Here is a 13,705-nt window from a genome sequence, read left to right on the forward strand (position 1 = left end):
GGAGGAAGTCCACGACCTCCTGCAAGTCCTGTTTTGCCTCGTCACAACCAGCAACGTCCGCAAACGTCAGCTTGATCTGGCCCTCGCTGATCACCGCCGCCTTCGACTTCCCGAACGTCGACGCCGCCCCACCGCCCGACGGACCGCGCAGGCTGCGCCACAGCACGAGCAGGATCAGGCCCGTGAGGATGAGGGGCAGGACCTGGCCCACCCAGCCGAAGGGGGAGCCGCCCGCCGTGACCCGCACGGGCACGCCCGCCTCACGCAGCCGGGTGATCGTGGTGGCGTCCGGCGGCAGGACGACCGAGCGGGGGCGCGTCGCACTTTGCAGCGAGACCGTGGCGTTTCCGGCCCCGTCGAGCGAGACGGAGCGGACCTCGCCCCGCCGCAGGTCCTCGAAGAAGCGGCTCGTCGTATACGTGCCGGAGGGAGTCAGCGGGGACGGCGCGTTCGTCTGCGCGGCGGCAGGGGCCGTGAGCGCGAGGGCCAGCAGTGCCGCCGTCGAGGCGCGCGTGAGGCGGGGGCGGGGCATGGGTCATGCTACGTCGCGCGTGGGTAGCGGGACCCTGCGTTGGGTAGCAATTTGCAGGGAGGAGGTGGGCTGGGACGGGGTGATGAGGCCGTCAGGCTCGTTCACGCCTGCTCTGGTGGAGGCTTCATAGGACGCGGCCTGCCCGAACACGTTTGACGGGTTTTGAAGATCAGGTAAGAAGGGAGTTTTCGTTGTCTGGCAGCAGGACGAGCGGTGTTCGTCACCCCTCCCCGACCCTCCCCCACAAGGAGGGAGGGAGAAAAGAGCATATCCGGTACACGCGCTTTCTCCTGCACTCGAGCGTTCAAGGGAGTTCCGCGCTTATGCGGTTTGAACCCGTCCAACTCCATTTAAGACCTCCGGGATGAGGTTTTCCGCGCCCATCCTCACGCCTTTCCCTCAGCGTTCCGTCAGGCTGCGTCCGTATGCTGGCCCCATGCGTACAGCCCTTTTGCTCGGCACGCTGGCCGTGGGCCTGACCTCCTGCACCCTCACCTCCCGGTCGAACGTCGGCTCGGCGGGCGGCAACCTCATCGTGGACGTTCAGCCCGACCGGGGCGAGGGCAGCAACTACCTCGTGGGCGAGTCGGTGCGGATCGGCGTGACCACGCGGGCCGCCGGGTACGTGACGCTGGTGGCCCTCCAGCCCAACGGGTACGCGAGCACCATCACCCGCAACGTGTACGTGAACCCCGGCACCACCGTCTTCCCCCGCCCGCAGGACGGCGAGACGTACACTGTGGCCCCGCCGCGCGGCCTCCAGCGCGTCCGGGTGCTGTTCACGCGCGTGCGGCCCGCCGCTGCCCCCGTCTTCGGCGGCGTGTATACGGGCGACCGCTGGAACACCTCCACGAACGACTACCTGCGGCCCTATGCGCCCGCCGACCGGGACATTCAGGAGACGTACTTCTACATCCGGTAAGCGGTCAGCCGTCAGTGGTCAGCTCTCAGCCGTCTCCGGGCGGCTGTTTCGCTTTTGGGCGGCGGGCCTCTAGGCTGGGGGCATGAGCCTGACGTTTGAGGAGGCGGGCGCGCGGGTGGACGCCTACATCTCGCAGTTCGAGGAGGGGTACTTCCCGCCCCTGCTGCTGCTCGCGCGGCTGACGGAGGAGGTGGGTGAGATCGCCCGCGTACTGGCGCACGAGAACGGCAAGACGCCCAAGCCGGGCGAGGACGTGGGCGACCTGGAGATGGAACTCGCCGACCTGCTGTTCGTGATGGTCTGCCTCGCCAACCGCCGGGGCCTGAGCCTGGAGCGCGGCTTCACCCGCATGATGGAGAAGATCGAGACCCGCGACGCCGAACGCTGGACGAGGAAGGAGACCAGAGAATGACGACGCCCGACCCCCGCTCTCCCCTCGGCCCGATGCCCCAGCCGCTCACGCTCACGGCGGGGGAGCGGGCCGAGGCGCTGGCAGCCATCCGCGCCCTGCCTGCCGAGCTTCGAGCCACCGTCGCCGGGCTGACCGACGCGCAACTGGACACCTCCTACCGTGAAGGCGGCTGGACCGTGCGGCAGGTCGTCCACCACGTCGCCGACAGCCACATGAACGCCGTCACGCGGCTCAAGCTCGCGCTCACCGAGGACCGCCCGACCGTCAAGCCCTACGAGGAGGGGTTGTGGGCCGAACTCGCCGACGTGCGCCTGCCCGTGGAAGTCAGCCTCAGCGTGCTGGACGGCCTGCACGCCCGCTGGGTCGCCGTGATGGAGAGCCTGACGGCGGAGGAATGGGCGCGTGAGTGGATGCATCCGGCACAGGGTCGAACCTATACCGTGGACACCCTCGGCGGGATGTACGCGTGGCACGGGCGGCATCACGTCGCGCACATTTCGGGTCTGCGGGAACGGCGCGGTTGGTAGGCTGCCCAGCGTGCAGTACGACGAGACGTTCCACATCCCCGTGACCCACCGTGCGGCGGGCGTGGTCATCCTAAACAACCGAGATGAGGTGCTGCTCGTGCGGGAGGGCAAGCCGGGTAGCGCGGGCCTGTGGCACATCCCCTCCGGCAGCGTGGAGGAGGGCGAGAACCCGCAGGATGCCGCCGTCCGCGAGACGCGCGAGGAGACGGGCCTCACCGTCCGCCCCGTGAGGTTGCTCGACGTGCTGCTGGGCCGCTTCCCGGACGGCGTGCTCGTCCAGCGGTTCGCGTGGCTGGCGGAGGTGGTGGGCAATGCGGACGCCCCCGCTCCTCTGGCCGAGTTTGCGGGCGAGGTCCGGGAGGCCCATTATTTCACCCGCGCCGAGTTTGACGCCCTGTACGAGCGCGGCGAGGTCCGCATGTACCACACGAAATTGTTCGTGGAGGCGGCCTACCGGGAGCCTGAGCCGCCCGCCTCTGCTTTGCTGGCCGCTGGAAGCTGGCGGCTGGCCGCTTCCCTTACTCGTACCCCAGTTCCCGAAGCGCCTCCTCGTCCTCGCGCCAGCCGGGAATCACGATGACCTCCAGCCCGAGGAAGACCTTGCGGTTGAGGAAGACTTCGAGCTGCTTGCGGGCGGCCTGCCCGATCTCGCGCAGTTGCTTGCCGCCCGCGCCGATCACCATGCCCTTGTGGGCGTTCTTCTCGACGATGATCTCGCCCTCGATGCGCACGAGGCCGTCCTGCCGCTCGGTCCAGCTGCCCACGCGGGTGGCGACGGTGTAGGGCAGCTCCTCGCGCAGCTTCTTCATTGCCTCCTCGCGGATGATCTCGGCGGCCCACTGCTCGCGGCTCTGGTCGGAGGCTCCCGCGTCCGGGAAGAAGAAGGGATTTTCCGGCAGCAGCTCCAGCACCTGCTCGCGCAACGAAGCGACCGCCGCCGGGTTGTTCTGCGCGCTGAGCATGGCCCCTTGCGTCGCGCCCGTGCGGCCCTCCAGCAGCGCGCGGTAGAGCTTCATCGCCTCGTCGGGGTACTTGGCGGCGTCCGTCTTGTTGCCCACGAGGAAGAGGGGCTTGGGCAGATCGCGCACCTGCCGGGCCACCAGCCCGTCCTCGTCGCTCGGCGGGCGGCGCAGGTCCACGACCCAGATGATCGCGTCCACGTCGCTCAGCGCACTGTGGACCTCCTGATTCATGTACTTGCCGAGGGCATCTTTGGGCTTGTGGAGGCCCGGCGTGTCCACGAAGACGATCTGACGGTCCTCCGTGGTGTAGATGCCGCGCACGCCCCGGCGGGTGGTCTGCGGGCGCGGGCTGGTCGGGGCAACTTTGGTGCCGAGGAAGGCGTTGAGCAGCGTGCTCTTACCCACGTTGGGCTTGCCGACGATGGCGACGAAGCCGCTGTGTGTCTCGGCAGTGGGTGTCTCCGTGTCGGGCGTCTCGCTGGGAGTCTGCGCCCCGTTGGGCTGGGCCTCGTCGGCCTGGGAGGTGAGGGGAAAGTCGGTCATGGGAAGGATTGTCTCACGGGGGCGGGAGGGCAACCGTGCGGGCGGGGCGTAGGCTGTGGGGTGGATGCCGCCGCTCCCATTAGTCTTACGTCCCCTTTAGACCCACTTCACCTCCTCCCGCCCACCGGAACACCCCCGCCCCACCCGCCGTACTCTGCGGCATGACCACGCCTCCCTCCCCCATACAGGCCCGCCTCGCCGATATGTTCTCGCAGAGCGCCGCCGTGCTGACGCGCCCGGCCCCCCAGACCTTCGAGCTGTTCGAGCGGCGCGGCGGCATCTCGCAGGCGCTGACCTACGTGCTGCTCGCCGCGCTCGTCTCCGCCGTGATCGCCGCCATCTTCGCGCCCTTCCACGAGGGGACGACGGTTCTCGGCCAGCTCATCACCCGATTGATCCTGATTCCTCTCCAGTTCATGATCTTCACCGGGGCGGTGTACCTGATCGGCAAGTACCTCTTCCGGGGCACGGGGACCTATCCGGAGGTGGCCTACTCCTTCGCCCTCTTCTTCGTGCCCCTGAGCATCATCGGCTCTCTGCTGGGCATCATCCCCATCCTGGGGTGGATCGTGGGCGTGCTGATCTCGGCGGTGATGATCTTCTTCGGCTACCTCGCGGTCGGGTCGAGCATGAACCTGCGCGACGGGGTGGGGGCGGCGGTCACGCTCATCCTGGCGGGTGTGGCGCACTGGGCCGTCGGCCTCCTCCTGCCATTCTGAGGAGGGGCAGCGCGAAGGGGCGGAGGGAGTGGGATGACTACCACCTCCGCCCCCGCCCTTTGCCCCTACTGCTCGCCGTACACCCGCACCTCCACATCCAGCTCGCCGCGCCCGCCGCCGTAATACGTGCCGCGCACGGGGGACACGTCGCTGTACTCGCGCCCGTGGCCGATCTTGACGTGGCGCTCGCGGGCGAGGCAGTCGTTGGTGGGGTCGTAGCCCAGCCAGCCATAGCCGGGAAGCAGGCACTCGACCCAGGCGTGGGTGGCCTCCGCCCCGCGCATCTCGCCGCCGGAGTAGAGATAGCCGCTGACGTAGCGGGCCGGGACGCCCAGCGTCCGCACCACGCCGAGCATCGCGTGGGTGAAGTCCTGGCACACCCCGCGTCCGTGCGTGGCGAACTCGGCCAGCGGCGTGCCCACCGAGGTCGCCCGCGTGTCGTAGGTGAAACGGCGGCGCAGGTACGTCGTGAGGTCCATCAGGAAGGTCGGCAGGTCGTCGCCGGGCGTGGGTCGCCGCACCCCGAAGACGCCCGGCCAGTCCCCGGCGGGCACGCGCGGGCTGGCGAACAGGAACTCGCCGTGCGGGCCGCGAATCGCGCGCAACTCGGCGAAGGAGATGGGCGGGGGGTCGGGAACGGGGTGCGTGTCCACGATGGCCTGCGCCTCGATCTTGAGGGTCAGGTGCGGCTCGTGGACGTGGACGTGGTGGACGATGGCCCCGAAGTAGTCCTTGTGCGAGGTGATCTCCGCCTCCGGCTCGACGTGGAGGTGGAAGGAGCGCACGCTCTGGCGGGCCTCCCGCGAGGGGTGCAGCCGCACCTCGTTGAAGGAATCCCAGGCGGACTTGGGATAGCGGTACTCGGTGGTATGGCGAATCTCACAGCGCATAGGGGGCAGGGGCCTCAGCCTGAGCGGCCCGTGGGCCTCGCCGGTCAGTGTCGCACGCCGGGCGCGGGGGAACGTGACGCGGTGCAGACCACCGGGGCGGGGAAAGGGCTGGCTGGGGTTGATCGGCGGCGGGGCGAAAAGGCGAGTTGCGTCCTCTTGAGGTGTGGTTGGGAAGGAGGCTGAGGCACGGCGAAAGGCTGGGCAAGCGGGGCTTGCCACCCCCCTCCCGGCCTCCCCCGCAAGGGGGGAGGAGCAAAAGAGCGGGAGCTGAGTGGTCTCTGCCCCTCCCACTCTCCGGCTGGAAGCTGGCGGCTGGCCGCTGGCCGCCCCCTCATTCCTGCTGGAAGAACGCCGCCGTGATCGCCGCGCCCACCCGGTTGAAGTCGCCGAGGAGTTCCTCCAGGCCGGGGTCCTCCTCCGCCAGGATGTTCCCGATGCTGGCGAATTGCAGCCGGGCGACGAGCCAGCGCGACAAACGCAGGATGTCGGGGTGCGCGCCGGGGTGGTGGCGCTCGATCTGGTTCAGGGCGTCGTACAGGTTCTCGGCGCTGTAGCGGACGCTGCGCGGGAAGAACTCGTCCAGCAGCAGGAATTCGGCGATGTGAACGGGGTCGATGCCGCTGTGGACGCGCTTGCGGTACGCCTCGTAGGCGCTCGCCCCCTTCAGGACGCTGACCCAGCGTTGGTCCTGAAGGGCACGCTGCGCCGGGTCGCTGAGCACCTCCGCGTCCACCCCCTGGAAGCGGGTCTGGAGCACCCGGATCACGTTGTCGCCGCGCTCCAGCATCTGCCCCGCGCGCATGAAGGACCAGCCCTCGTCGCGCGGGAGGGTGGCGAAGGCGATCCCGAAGAAGAACTGCGAGGCGTCACGCGCCGAGACGCAGAACTCGAACAGGCCGTCGCGGTCGAGCACCGCCTCGCTCTGGAAACACAGGTTGAGGTAGGTGCGGTTCAGGGCCTCCCACATCTCGGAGGGGATGCGGTCGCGCAGACCACGCGCGTTCTCGCGGGCGCGCAGGACGCTCGACGCGATGCTCGACGGGTTGTCCCGGTCGAAGGCCAGCCACGCGGAGATGGAGCGCGCGTCCACCCGCCCGTACTTCGCGCGCAACTCGGCCTCGCCCCCGGTGAGTTCGAGCAGCGGCAGCCAGTGTTCGCGGGTGCGGCCCGACATCTCCAGCGTGGCGTAGTAGTTCACGTTCAGGAGCCGGGCCGTGTTCTCGGCGCGTTCCACGTAGCGTCCGATCCAGAACAGGTTCTCGGCGAGGCGGGACAGGAGCAGCATCAGCGGTCGTCTCCTTCGGTGGTGTCCAACTCGCCCTTCTCCAACTCCTGCTGGTAGGAGTGCTGGCCGGGCGCTCCCTCGGGTGGCGGCGTGCCCGCCGGGGGTGTTCCTGGGGAGGGCGGCGTGTGCGCGGCGTTCTGCCCCAGCGGCGGCTCGGGCGGGCCGGGGTCCTCCACCCCCAGTTCGGGCTTCTCCTGCTGTTGCTGGTAGGAGTGCTGACCGGGCGTGTCCGGTCCCGGCGGCGTGCCCGTGGGCGGCTGGCTCTGAGATTGACTCTGGCTCTGGCTCTGCGCCTGACTCCCGCCGCCCGTCTGGGACTGGCTCTGCGCCTGCTGCGCCCCCCCGAAACCGCTCTGAAACTGGCTCTGCGCCTGAGTGACGAGCGGGGCACTTCCCGCCATGAGCTGACTCATGCTGCGCGGGGTGGCGCGCCCGTCGTGATCGAGGACCCAGGTATCCTTGCTGCCCCCGCCCTGGCTGGAGTTCACGACGAGCGAGCCGCGCCGCAGGGCCACGCGGGTCAGGCCGCCGGGCACGATGGTCGTGGTGTCGCGCCCGCACAGGATGTAGGGCCGCAGGTCCACGTGCGCGGCCTCGAACTCCCCCGAATCGGGGTAGAAGGTGGGGTGACGGCTGAGGCCCACCACCGGCTGCGCGATGAACTCGCGGGGGGCGGCCTTGACCTTCTCCAGGTACGCCTCCACCTCCGCCCGCGTCGCGTAGGGGCCGAGCAGCATCCCATACCCGCCCGCCTCGCCGACCGCCTTGAACACGAGTTCGTCCGCGTGGGCGAGCATGTACCCCAGGTGGTCGGGGTTCCAGCCCAGATACGTCGGCACGTTGTTCAGGAGGGGTTCCTCGTTCAGGTAGTAGCGGATCATCTGGGGGACGTAGGCGTACACGGCCTTGTCGTCGGCCACACCCGTGCCGATGGCGTTGGCGATGGCGACCCGGCCCTGACGGTAGACCTCCACCAGTCCCGAGACGCCGAGCGCCGAGTCGCGCCGGAAGGTGAGGGGATCGAGGAAGTCGTCGTCCACCCGGCGGTAGATCACGTCCACCTGCCTCCTGCCCCCGGTCGTCCGCATCCACACGCGGCCCCCGTCCACGAAGAGGTCGCGGCCCTCGACGAGTTCCACGCCCATCTGCTGAGCGAGGTAGGCGTGCTCGAAGTACGCCGAGTTGTACATCCCCGGCGTGAGGACGACGACCGTGCCGTTCTCGCGCGGGCTGAGCGACTGGAGGAGGTTCAGCAGGGCGTTGGTGTAGTGCCCGACCGGGCGCACCCCCTGGCCCCGGAACATGCCGGGGTAGATGCGCGTCATCGCCTGCCGGTTGGCGAGCAGGTACGACACGCCGCTGGGCGAGCGGAGGTTGTCCTCCAAGACGAGGTATTCGCCCTTCTCGTCCCGGATGAGGTCGGTGCCGACGATGTGGGTGTACAGCCCGTGCTGGACCCGGACCCCGTGGACCTCGCGGCGGAAGTGCGCGGACGTGTACACGAGTTCGGCGGGCATCACCCCGTCGCCGAGAATCTGCGCGTTCGTGTAGATGTCGCCGAGAAAGGCGTTCAGCGCCCGCACCCGCTGGGTCAGCCCGGCCTCCACGTGCGCCCACTCCGAGGCGGGGATGACGCGCGGCACCGGGTCGAAGGGGAAGGTGCGCTCAGTGCCCTGCGCGTCGCCGTACACCGTGAAGGTGATGCCCTGGTTGCGGAAGGCGAGGTCGAGCAGGCGGTGACGGCGCTCGAACTCCTCGACCCCCTGCTCGGCGAGGTACTCCTGAAGCCCCTGGTAGTGGGGGCGCACTGCCCCGCCCGGCGTGAACATCTCGTCGAAGAACCTGCTGCCCGGCTCGTACTTCATGTTCCCCGCCTCCTCGCGTCCGGGTCTGCCCCGACTGGGTTGGTCCCAAGATACTCAACCGTGCCGCCCCGCACGGTCGGCGGTCAGACAGGCAGGGCGTCGCCCGGCGTCCTACACTGCCCCCCATGACCCAGGATCAGGCAGGACAGGACAAACTCATCGCCCCGGATGACCGCGTGAGGCTCGATCAGGTCTTCATGCAGGTCGTGCTGGACGTGCAGGCGCAGGTGCAGCAGACCCAGCCGGGGCAGCCCGGCAACCTCGCCGCCATGTTCCACAAGGAGACCGTCACCGACGCCTTGCAAGGCTGTGCCATGCTCATCGCCGGGTGGAATGAGAACCGCGTGGACGAGGCGGGGGTGAACCGCGCGGCCAAGTCGCTTCGCAGTCTGGAGCTGGGCGAACTGGCTGACCGGGTGGAGCGGCTGCGGGGAATCGACGAGGGGTAGACCACGAACAGAGGACCGCCCCAGAGCCGTGTGAGGTTTCTGGCGACCCCCTCCACCCCCACCCCCGGTCATGTATCTCACCTCACAAAAGGGCGCGGGGGACACTGGCACAGTGAGGGTACTCCGGGGGAGTACGCCGCCCCGCCCCAACGTGTGACCCACGGGGCGGGGTGCGCGGGACCGACAGTTCGGGTGGGATGCCCACCCCGGTCCCGTGCGGTGAGGGCCAGACTCGGACAGGACGCCGCCCCGGCTCCTGTTCCAGTCTGGCCCCCCTCGTTGGTGGGGTGAGGCGGGCGGGAGCGCACGGGTGGGCGACCGGAAGGGTACTCCCCGATGGAATTCCTGATGACCCTCTGGCTCGGCAAGCCCGCCTGGATGTGGCTGCTGTTTCTCACGCTCGTGACCGCGCTGCTGGCCTTCGACCTCGGCGTGCTCGGTCGGCGGCGGGAGGCGAAGGGCGGCGGCGGCCCGCAGGAGATCGGCGTGGCCGCGAGCCTGCGCCTGAGCGCCTTTTACATCGCCATCGCGCTCGCCTTCGGCGGCTGGGTGTGGCTGACCCTGGGGGCCGAGAGCGGCCTGGCGTACTTCACGGGCTTCGCGGTGGAAAAGGCGCTCGCGCTCGACAACGTGTTCGTCATCAGCATCATCTTCGCGGCGCTCGCCGTGCCGCGCCACCTCCAGCACCGGGTGCTGTTCTGGGGCATCCTCGGCGTGATCGTGCTGCGCGGCATCATGATCGGCCTCGGCGCAGCGCTCGTGAGCAACTTCGCGTGGGTGATGTGGGTGTTCGGGGCCTTCCTGCTCGTCACCGGCCTCAAGCTGCTGTTCCAGAAGGGTGCCCACGACCACGCGCCCGACCTGGAGCGTCACCCCGTCGTCCGCGCCCTGCGCCGCGTCATGCCCATCAGCCCGAAGCTCGACGGCGAGCGGTTCGTGACCCGTCTGCCCGACGCCGCCGGGCGGGTGCGCCTCCATGCCACGCCGCTGCTGCTCGCCCTGCTGCTCGTGGAGGCCGCCGACCTCGTGTTCGCGGTGGACTCCATTCCGGCGATCTTCGCCATCACGCAAGACCCCTTCATCGTCTACACGAGCAACATCTTCGCCATCCTCGGCCTGCGCGCCCTGTACTTCGCCCTCGACGCCCTGATCCACCGCTTCCAGGCGCTCAAGCCCGCGCTCGCGCTCGTCCTCGTGTTCATCGGCGGCAAGATTTTCTACAACCAGTTCTACGGCAAGCTCGACCCCGCCATCAGCCTCGGCGTGACCGTCGCCATCCTCGCGGGCGGCGTCCTCGTCAGCCTGTGGAGGACGCGTGGAGAGGGGGCACGGCCCGCCGCGTAACTTCTCTTGGAGGAGGCCGGGACGGAGATCACCTGTCCCGGCCTCGCTCCTCTTGCTACAGCTCTGCCGCTTTCGCTTCCCTTTCCGCCTCGATGACCTGTTCCGCCTGCCCCAGCGCCCCCCACTCGTCCACGCCCTCCAGCCTCGGCGCGAGGCCCCGCAGGTAGGCGGCCTGCGCGATCAGGTACGCGGTGAGGGGCGTCGTCAGGAACTGGAAGAGCAGCACGGCGGCCAGCCGCGTGAACGCCGCCGCGTCCGCCAGCTCGAACGCCACCCCCAGAAAGATGCCCGCCGACCCCAGCGTCACCAGCTTGCTGCTCGCGTGCAGCCGCGAGTACAGGTCGGGAAAGCGCACGAGCGCCACGGCGGCGGTGAGGACGAAAAACGCACCGATCAGGATGGGAATGTCGCGTGGGGGGTAGAAGTCATCCACGGAAAAATCCCTGCGGCGGGCAGAAGGCGGAAGGCAGAAGGCGGAAGGCTCTTCTTGCTGACGGCTGACCGCTGATTGCTGACCGCTTCACCTCATCACCCTCCCCAGCAGCAGATACCGCGTCAGCGCCACCGTGGACAGAAAGCCCAGCAGCCCCAGCACGAGCGCGGCGTCCAGCACGACGATGAGGCGCGTCTTGACCGCGACCAGGGCGAACAGAACGACGAGGTTCACGCTCAGGAAGTCGAAGGCCATGATCCGGTCGCCCCACGACGGGCCGCGCAGCACCCGCACGGTGACGAGCAGGACGGACAGGGTGACGATGCCGAGCGCGAGGTTGACGATCACGGGCGGACCTCCGGGTGGGGGGAAGTGGGCCGCAGCACACGCAGCAGACGGTCCTCGACCCGGTGGACGGATTCGCGGGTCGTCCGGGGGTCCGGCGTGCCGATGGCGTGGGCGTACATGGTGCGGCGGTCGGGGCTGAAGCCCACCGTCACCGTGCCCGGCATCAGGTTGGTGACGGCGACGAGGAAGGTCAGCGGCCCGTCGCCCTCCACCCGCAGCGGCACGGCGACGATCATGGGGTGGAGAGGTGGATGCCGCCGCAGCGCGAACAGCGCGACCTGCACGTTCGCCACCGTGAGTTCGCGCAGGAAGAAGCCCACGAACCCCAGCCCGGCCAGCCCGCGCCGCACATATTCACCCGTCCCCAGCGCGCGGGGAAACACCGCCAGAATGCCGAAGCCGAGCAGGAAGCCGACCACAAGTTCCCGCAGGCTGACCTCCCCCGCGAACAGCGCCCACACGACGGCGAGGAGGAGGTTGAGGGCGAGGCCCCTCATGGGGAGGACTCCGGCGTGTCTGTCGGGTTGGCCGCGCTGGGATGGCGTGCCTGTTCCCCCCCTCCCCGACCCTCTGCTTCGCAGCTTTGCAAGTCCCCCACAAGGAGGGAGGGAGAAAAGAGCTGGAGCTTAAGCAGAAGTTGTTTCGCTCCTCCCCCCTCGTGGGGGAGGCTGGGAGGGGGGGACAGGAACGACCGGACCGCGCCCCTCGCCTCCCAACTCCCCGCGTCCTTCCGATGTGAACTCAACATCTCCCTCACCGCTCCCCCTCCTCTCCCGTCGGGGCTGCCGGGATGATCACGGGTTCATCCCCCAGCACACCCCGGATGTAGCGCGTATTGTCCCGCAACTCGGCGGCGGTGGTGTCGGCCCGCTCCAGCAGCGGCCCCGCAAACACGGCCAGCCCCGCCACGAGCGCGCAGGCGACGTAGGCGGGCAGCCGCAGATGGAGCGGCACCGGGCGCACCGGGTCCTCGGGCGGGTGCTTGCCCCAGAAAAAGCCGCGCCACACTGCCAGGAGGGCGAACAGGATGAGGAGGCTGCTGACGAGCGCACTCACGACCGCGACGACGGCGAGGACTGACCCCTGGCTCAAACCCGCCCGCACAAGGGCGTACTTCGCCACGAAGCCCCCGGTCGGTGGCAATCCCGCCACCGTCAGGGCGCACAGCAGGAAGCACCCGGCGAGCAGGGGCAGATGGTCCAGCATCCCCCGCACCCGCACGAGGCGCGTCCCCGCCGCGCGTTCGGCCACCGTGGCGAGGGCGAAGAGGGCGGCGGTCACGAGGACGCTCACCGCGAAGTAGGCGAGGCTCGCCCGCACCGCCTCCGCCGTGCCCACCCCCAGCCCGAAGGCGAGGTAGCCCACCGAACTTACGACGAGGAAGGCCAGAATGCGCCGCCACTCCCGCTGCGACACCGCGCCCAGCGCCCCGTACAACATTGTGACCGTGCCCAGCAGGAGCAGCAGCGTATTCGTCACCCCCGCCTCGCCCGTGAAGACGGTCGTGAACACGCGGATGAGCGCGTACACGCCGACCTTCGTCAGCACCGCCGCGAAGAAGCCCCCCACGGCGGGCGGCAGCGCCGGGTAGGTGCCCGGCAGCCAGAAGCCCAGCGGGAAGAGTGCCCCCTTCGCCGCGAAGACGAGCAGCAGCAGCACCCCGACGGCGGTCACGGTCGTGTTCGGCCCCAACTCCGCCGACCTCTGGGCGAGGTGCGCGAAGTTCAGCGTCCCCAGCACCCCGTACGCCAGCCCGCACGCCACGACGAGCAGCGCCGACGCCGCGAGGTTCATCACGATGTAGCGGAAGCCCTCGCGCAGTTGCTCACGCGTGGACCCCAGCACGGCGAGGGCGTAGGAGGCGACGAGCATGACCTCGAAGGCCACGAACAGGTTGAAGAGGTCGCCCGTCAAGAAGGAGAGCTGCACTCCCGCGAAGAGGAAGCTCATCAGCGCGAAGAGGTGGTGTTTCTCGCGCACCGGGTCCGGGTCGGCGGCAGCCTGCCACACGGCGAGGACCGCGCTCACCGCCCCCAGCACGCTCACCCCCGCCGCCAGCCGGTCCGCCGTCATCACGATGCCGAAGGGCGCGGGCCACCCACCGAGGGCACTCACGAGCACCGCCCCATCCGCCGTCGCCGCGAGCAGCCCCAGCGCGAACGCCAGCGTCAGGAGCGCCCCCGCCAGCGCCACCCCCACCCGCACCGGGCGCACCCACGGCCACAGCAGCAGCAGCCCGAACCCCAGCGGTGTCAACGCGGGCGCGAGCGTGAGCCAGGCGAGGTCAGTCACGCTGACTCCGCAAGGGTTGGGGATGAGGTGGGCAAGCGGGGCTTGCCACCCCCCACCCGGCCTCCCCCGCAAGGGGGGAGGAGCAAGAAGACCACGCTCTCTAGTTTGTAGAGAACGTCAGAGCGGCTTTGAGAGTGAGTGGCGTCGTTTCTTTTCCCCCTCCCCCTTGAGGGGGGAGGCCG

General features: G+C 69.4%; 15 protein-coding genes and 1 pseudogene. 7 read left to right on the forward strand and 9 right to left on the reverse strand.

The genetic code is table 11. The features are described from left to right. A pseudogene (locus tag V3W47_RS18140) lies at window positions 1-532 on the reverse strand (ATP-dependent zinc metalloprotease FtsH); the annotation flags it as partial. Window positions 533-968: 436 nt separating this feature from the next. Between V3W47_RS18140 and V3W47_RS18145 the strand changes: the two are divergent. The 4 genes from V3W47_RS18145 to V3W47_RS18160 all read left to right on the forward strand — a co-directional run bounded on the left by V3W47_RS18145 (window position 969) and on the right by V3W47_RS18160 (window position 2,973). Further along, the gene (locus tag V3W47_RS18145; protein WP_331826644.1) at window positions 969-1,454 is read left to right on the forward strand and encodes a DUF4384 domain-containing protein; all 486 of its coding nucleotides are present in this window, start codon (window positions 969-971) and stop codon (window positions 1,452-1,454) included. Window positions 1,455-1,536: 82 nt separating this feature from the next. Further along, on the forward strand, window positions 1,537-1,866 hold the full coding sequence (locus tag V3W47_RS18150) for a nucleotide pyrophosphohydrolase (RefSeq protein WP_331826645.1): 330 nt from the start codon (window positions 1,537-1,539) through the stop codon (window positions 1,864-1,866). Further along, complete coding sequence (locus tag V3W47_RS18155) at window positions 1,863-2,393, forward strand: YfiT family bacillithiol transferase (RefSeq protein WP_331826646.1); 531 nt, start codon at window positions 1,863-1,865, stop codon at window positions 2,391-2,393. Before V3W47_RS18150 ends, V3W47_RS18155 begins: the two co-directional genes overlap by 4 nt. 10 nt (window positions 2,394-2,403) lie before the next feature. Then, a complete protein-coding gene (locus V3W47_RS18160) occupies window positions 2,404-2,973 on the forward strand; it encodes a Nudix hydrolase (protein ID WP_331826647.1) in 570 nt (189 codons plus the stop codon). Here V3W47_RS18160 and era read toward each other — a convergent pair. Further along, entirely contained in the window at window positions 2,912-3,898 is a 987-nt protein-coding gene (gene era, locus V3W47_RS18165; RefSeq protein WP_331826648.1) for a GTPase Era, read from the reverse strand. The two genes, V3W47_RS18160 and era, sit on opposite strands and share 62 nt — an antisense overlap. A gap of 161 nt (window positions 3,899-4,059) precedes the next feature. Here era and V3W47_RS18170 point away from each other — a divergent pair, with 161 nt between their 5' ends. Further along, complete coding sequence (locus tag V3W47_RS18170; protein ID WP_331826649.1) at window positions 4,060-4,617, forward strand: YIP1 family protein; 558 nt, start codon at window positions 4,060-4,062, stop codon at window positions 4,615-4,617. Window positions 4,618-4,682: 65 nt separating this feature from the next. Here the strand turns inward: V3W47_RS18170 and V3W47_RS18175 are convergent, their stop codons facing one another. The 3 genes from V3W47_RS18175 to V3W47_RS18185 form a co-directional block, all read right to left on the reverse strand. Beyond that, on the reverse strand, window positions 4,683-5,507 hold the full coding sequence (locus tag V3W47_RS18175) for a transglutaminase family protein (RefSeq protein WP_331826650.1): 825 nt from the start codon (window positions 5,505-5,507) through the stop codon (window positions 4,683-4,685). Window positions 5,508-5,838: 331 nt separating this feature from the next. Continuing rightward, window positions 5,839-6,792, reverse strand: a complete 954-nt coding sequence (locus V3W47_RS18180) for an alpha-E domain-containing protein (RefSeq protein WP_331826651.1) — start codon at window positions 6,790-6,792, stop codon at window positions 5,839-5,841. Further along, window positions 6,792-8,657: a circularly permuted type 2 ATP-grasp protein gene (locus tag V3W47_RS18185; protein WP_331826652.1), complete on the reverse strand. Its 1,866-nt coding sequence runs from the start codon at window positions 8,655-8,657 to the stop codon at window positions 6,792-6,794. Before V3W47_RS18185 ends, V3W47_RS18180 begins: the two co-directional genes overlap by 1 nt. A 125-nt stretch (window positions 8,658-8,782) precedes the next feature. On the opposite strand from V3W47_RS18185, the gene V3W47_RS18190 reads away from it, so the two are divergent. Then, a complete protein-coding gene (locus V3W47_RS18190; protein WP_331826653.1) occupies window positions 8,783-9,106 on the forward strand; it encodes a hypothetical protein in 324 nt (107 codons plus the stop codon). Between the two features lie 348 nt (window positions 9,107-9,454). Next, window positions 9,455-10,450 (forward strand): TerC/Alx family metal homeostasis membrane protein, encoded by a 996-nt coding sequence (locus V3W47_RS18195; protein WP_331826654.1) that lies wholly within the window; start codon window positions 9,455-9,457, stop codon window positions 10,448-10,450. 55 nt (window positions 10,451-10,505) lie between these two features. Here the strand turns inward: V3W47_RS18195 and mnhG are convergent, their stop codons facing one another. From mnhG to V3W47_RS18215, 4 genes are all read right to left on the reverse strand, one after another. Then, the gene (gene mnhG / locus V3W47_RS18200; RefSeq protein WP_331826655.1) at window positions 10,506-10,883 is read right to left on the reverse strand and encodes a monovalent cation/H(+) antiporter subunit G; all 378 of its coding nucleotides are present in this window, start codon (window positions 10,881-10,883) and stop codon (window positions 10,506-10,508) included. Between the two features lie 87 nt (window positions 10,884-10,970). Continuing rightward, a complete protein-coding gene (locus tag V3W47_RS18205) occupies window positions 10,971-11,231 on the reverse strand; it encodes a monovalent cation/H+ antiporter complex subunit F (protein ID WP_331826656.1) in 261 nt (86 codons plus the stop codon). Next, the gene (locus V3W47_RS18210; RefSeq protein WP_331826657.1) at window positions 11,228-11,728 is read right to left on the reverse strand and encodes a Na+/H+ antiporter subunit E; all 501 of its coding nucleotides are present in this window, start codon (window positions 11,726-11,728) and stop codon (window positions 11,228-11,230) included. Before V3W47_RS18210 ends, V3W47_RS18205 begins: the two co-directional genes overlap by 4 nt. Window positions 11,729-11,984: 256 nt before the next feature. Further along, entirely contained in the window at window positions 11,985-13,523 is a 1,539-nt protein-coding gene (locus tag V3W47_RS18215) for a proton-conducting transporter transmembrane domain-containing protein (protein ID WP_331826658.1), read from the reverse strand. Between the last annotated feature and the right edge of the window lie 182 nt (window positions 13,524-13,705).

This window comes from Deinococcus sp. YIM 134068 (assembly GCF_036543075.1).
GTDB classification, from domain to species: Bacteria; Deinococcota; Deinococci; order Deinococcales; family Deinococcaceae; genus Deinococcus; species Deinococcus lichenicola.

What these genes read in the sequence shown, in the direction of transcription:
- V3W47_RS18190 (WP_331826653.1), top strand. Translation starts at nt 8,783, where the DNA reads ATGACCCAGGATCAGGCAGGACAGGACAAACTCATCGCCCCGGATGAC.
- V3W47_RS18145 (WP_331826644.1), top strand. Translation starts at nt 969, where the DNA reads ATGCGTACAGCCCTTTTGCTCGGCACGCTGGCCGTGGGCCTGACCTCC.
- V3W47_RS18195 (WP_331826654.1), top strand. Translation starts at nt 9,455, where the DNA reads ATGACCCTCTGGCTCGGCAAGCCCGCCTGGATGTGGCTGCTGTTTCTC.
- V3W47_RS18155 (WP_331826646.1), top strand. Translation starts at nt 1,863, where the DNA reads ATGACGACGCCCGACCCCCGCTCTCCCCTCGGCCCGATGCCCCAGCCG.
- V3W47_RS18170 (WP_331826649.1), top strand. Translation starts at nt 4,060, where the DNA reads ATGACCACGCCTCCCTCCCCCATACAGGCCCGCCTCGCCGATATGTTC.
- V3W47_RS18185 (WP_331826652.1), bottom strand. Translation starts at nt 8,657, where the DNA reads ATGAAGTACGAGCCGGGCAGCAGGTTCTTCGACGAGATGTTCACGCCG.
- V3W47_RS18180 (WP_331826651.1), bottom strand. Translation starts at nt 6,792, where the DNA reads ATGCTGCTCCTGTCCCGCCTCGCCGAGAACCTGTTCTGGATCGGACGC.
- V3W47_RS18175 (WP_331826650.1), bottom strand. Translation starts at nt 5,507, where the DNA reads ATGCGCTGTGAGATTCGCCATACCACCGAGTACCGCTATCCCAAGTCC.
- V3W47_RS18210 (WP_331826657.1), bottom strand. Translation starts at nt 11,728, where the DNA reads ATGAGGGGCCTCGCCCTCAACCTCCTCCTCGCCGTCGTGTGGGCGCTG.
- era (WP_331826648.1), bottom strand. Translation starts at nt 3,898, where the DNA reads ATGACCGACTTTCCCCTCACCTCCCAGGCCGACGAGGCCCAGCCCAAC.
- V3W47_RS18150 (WP_331826645.1), top strand. Translation starts at nt 1,537, where the DNA reads ATGAGCCTGACGTTTGAGGAGGCGGGCGCGCGGGTGGACGCCTACATC.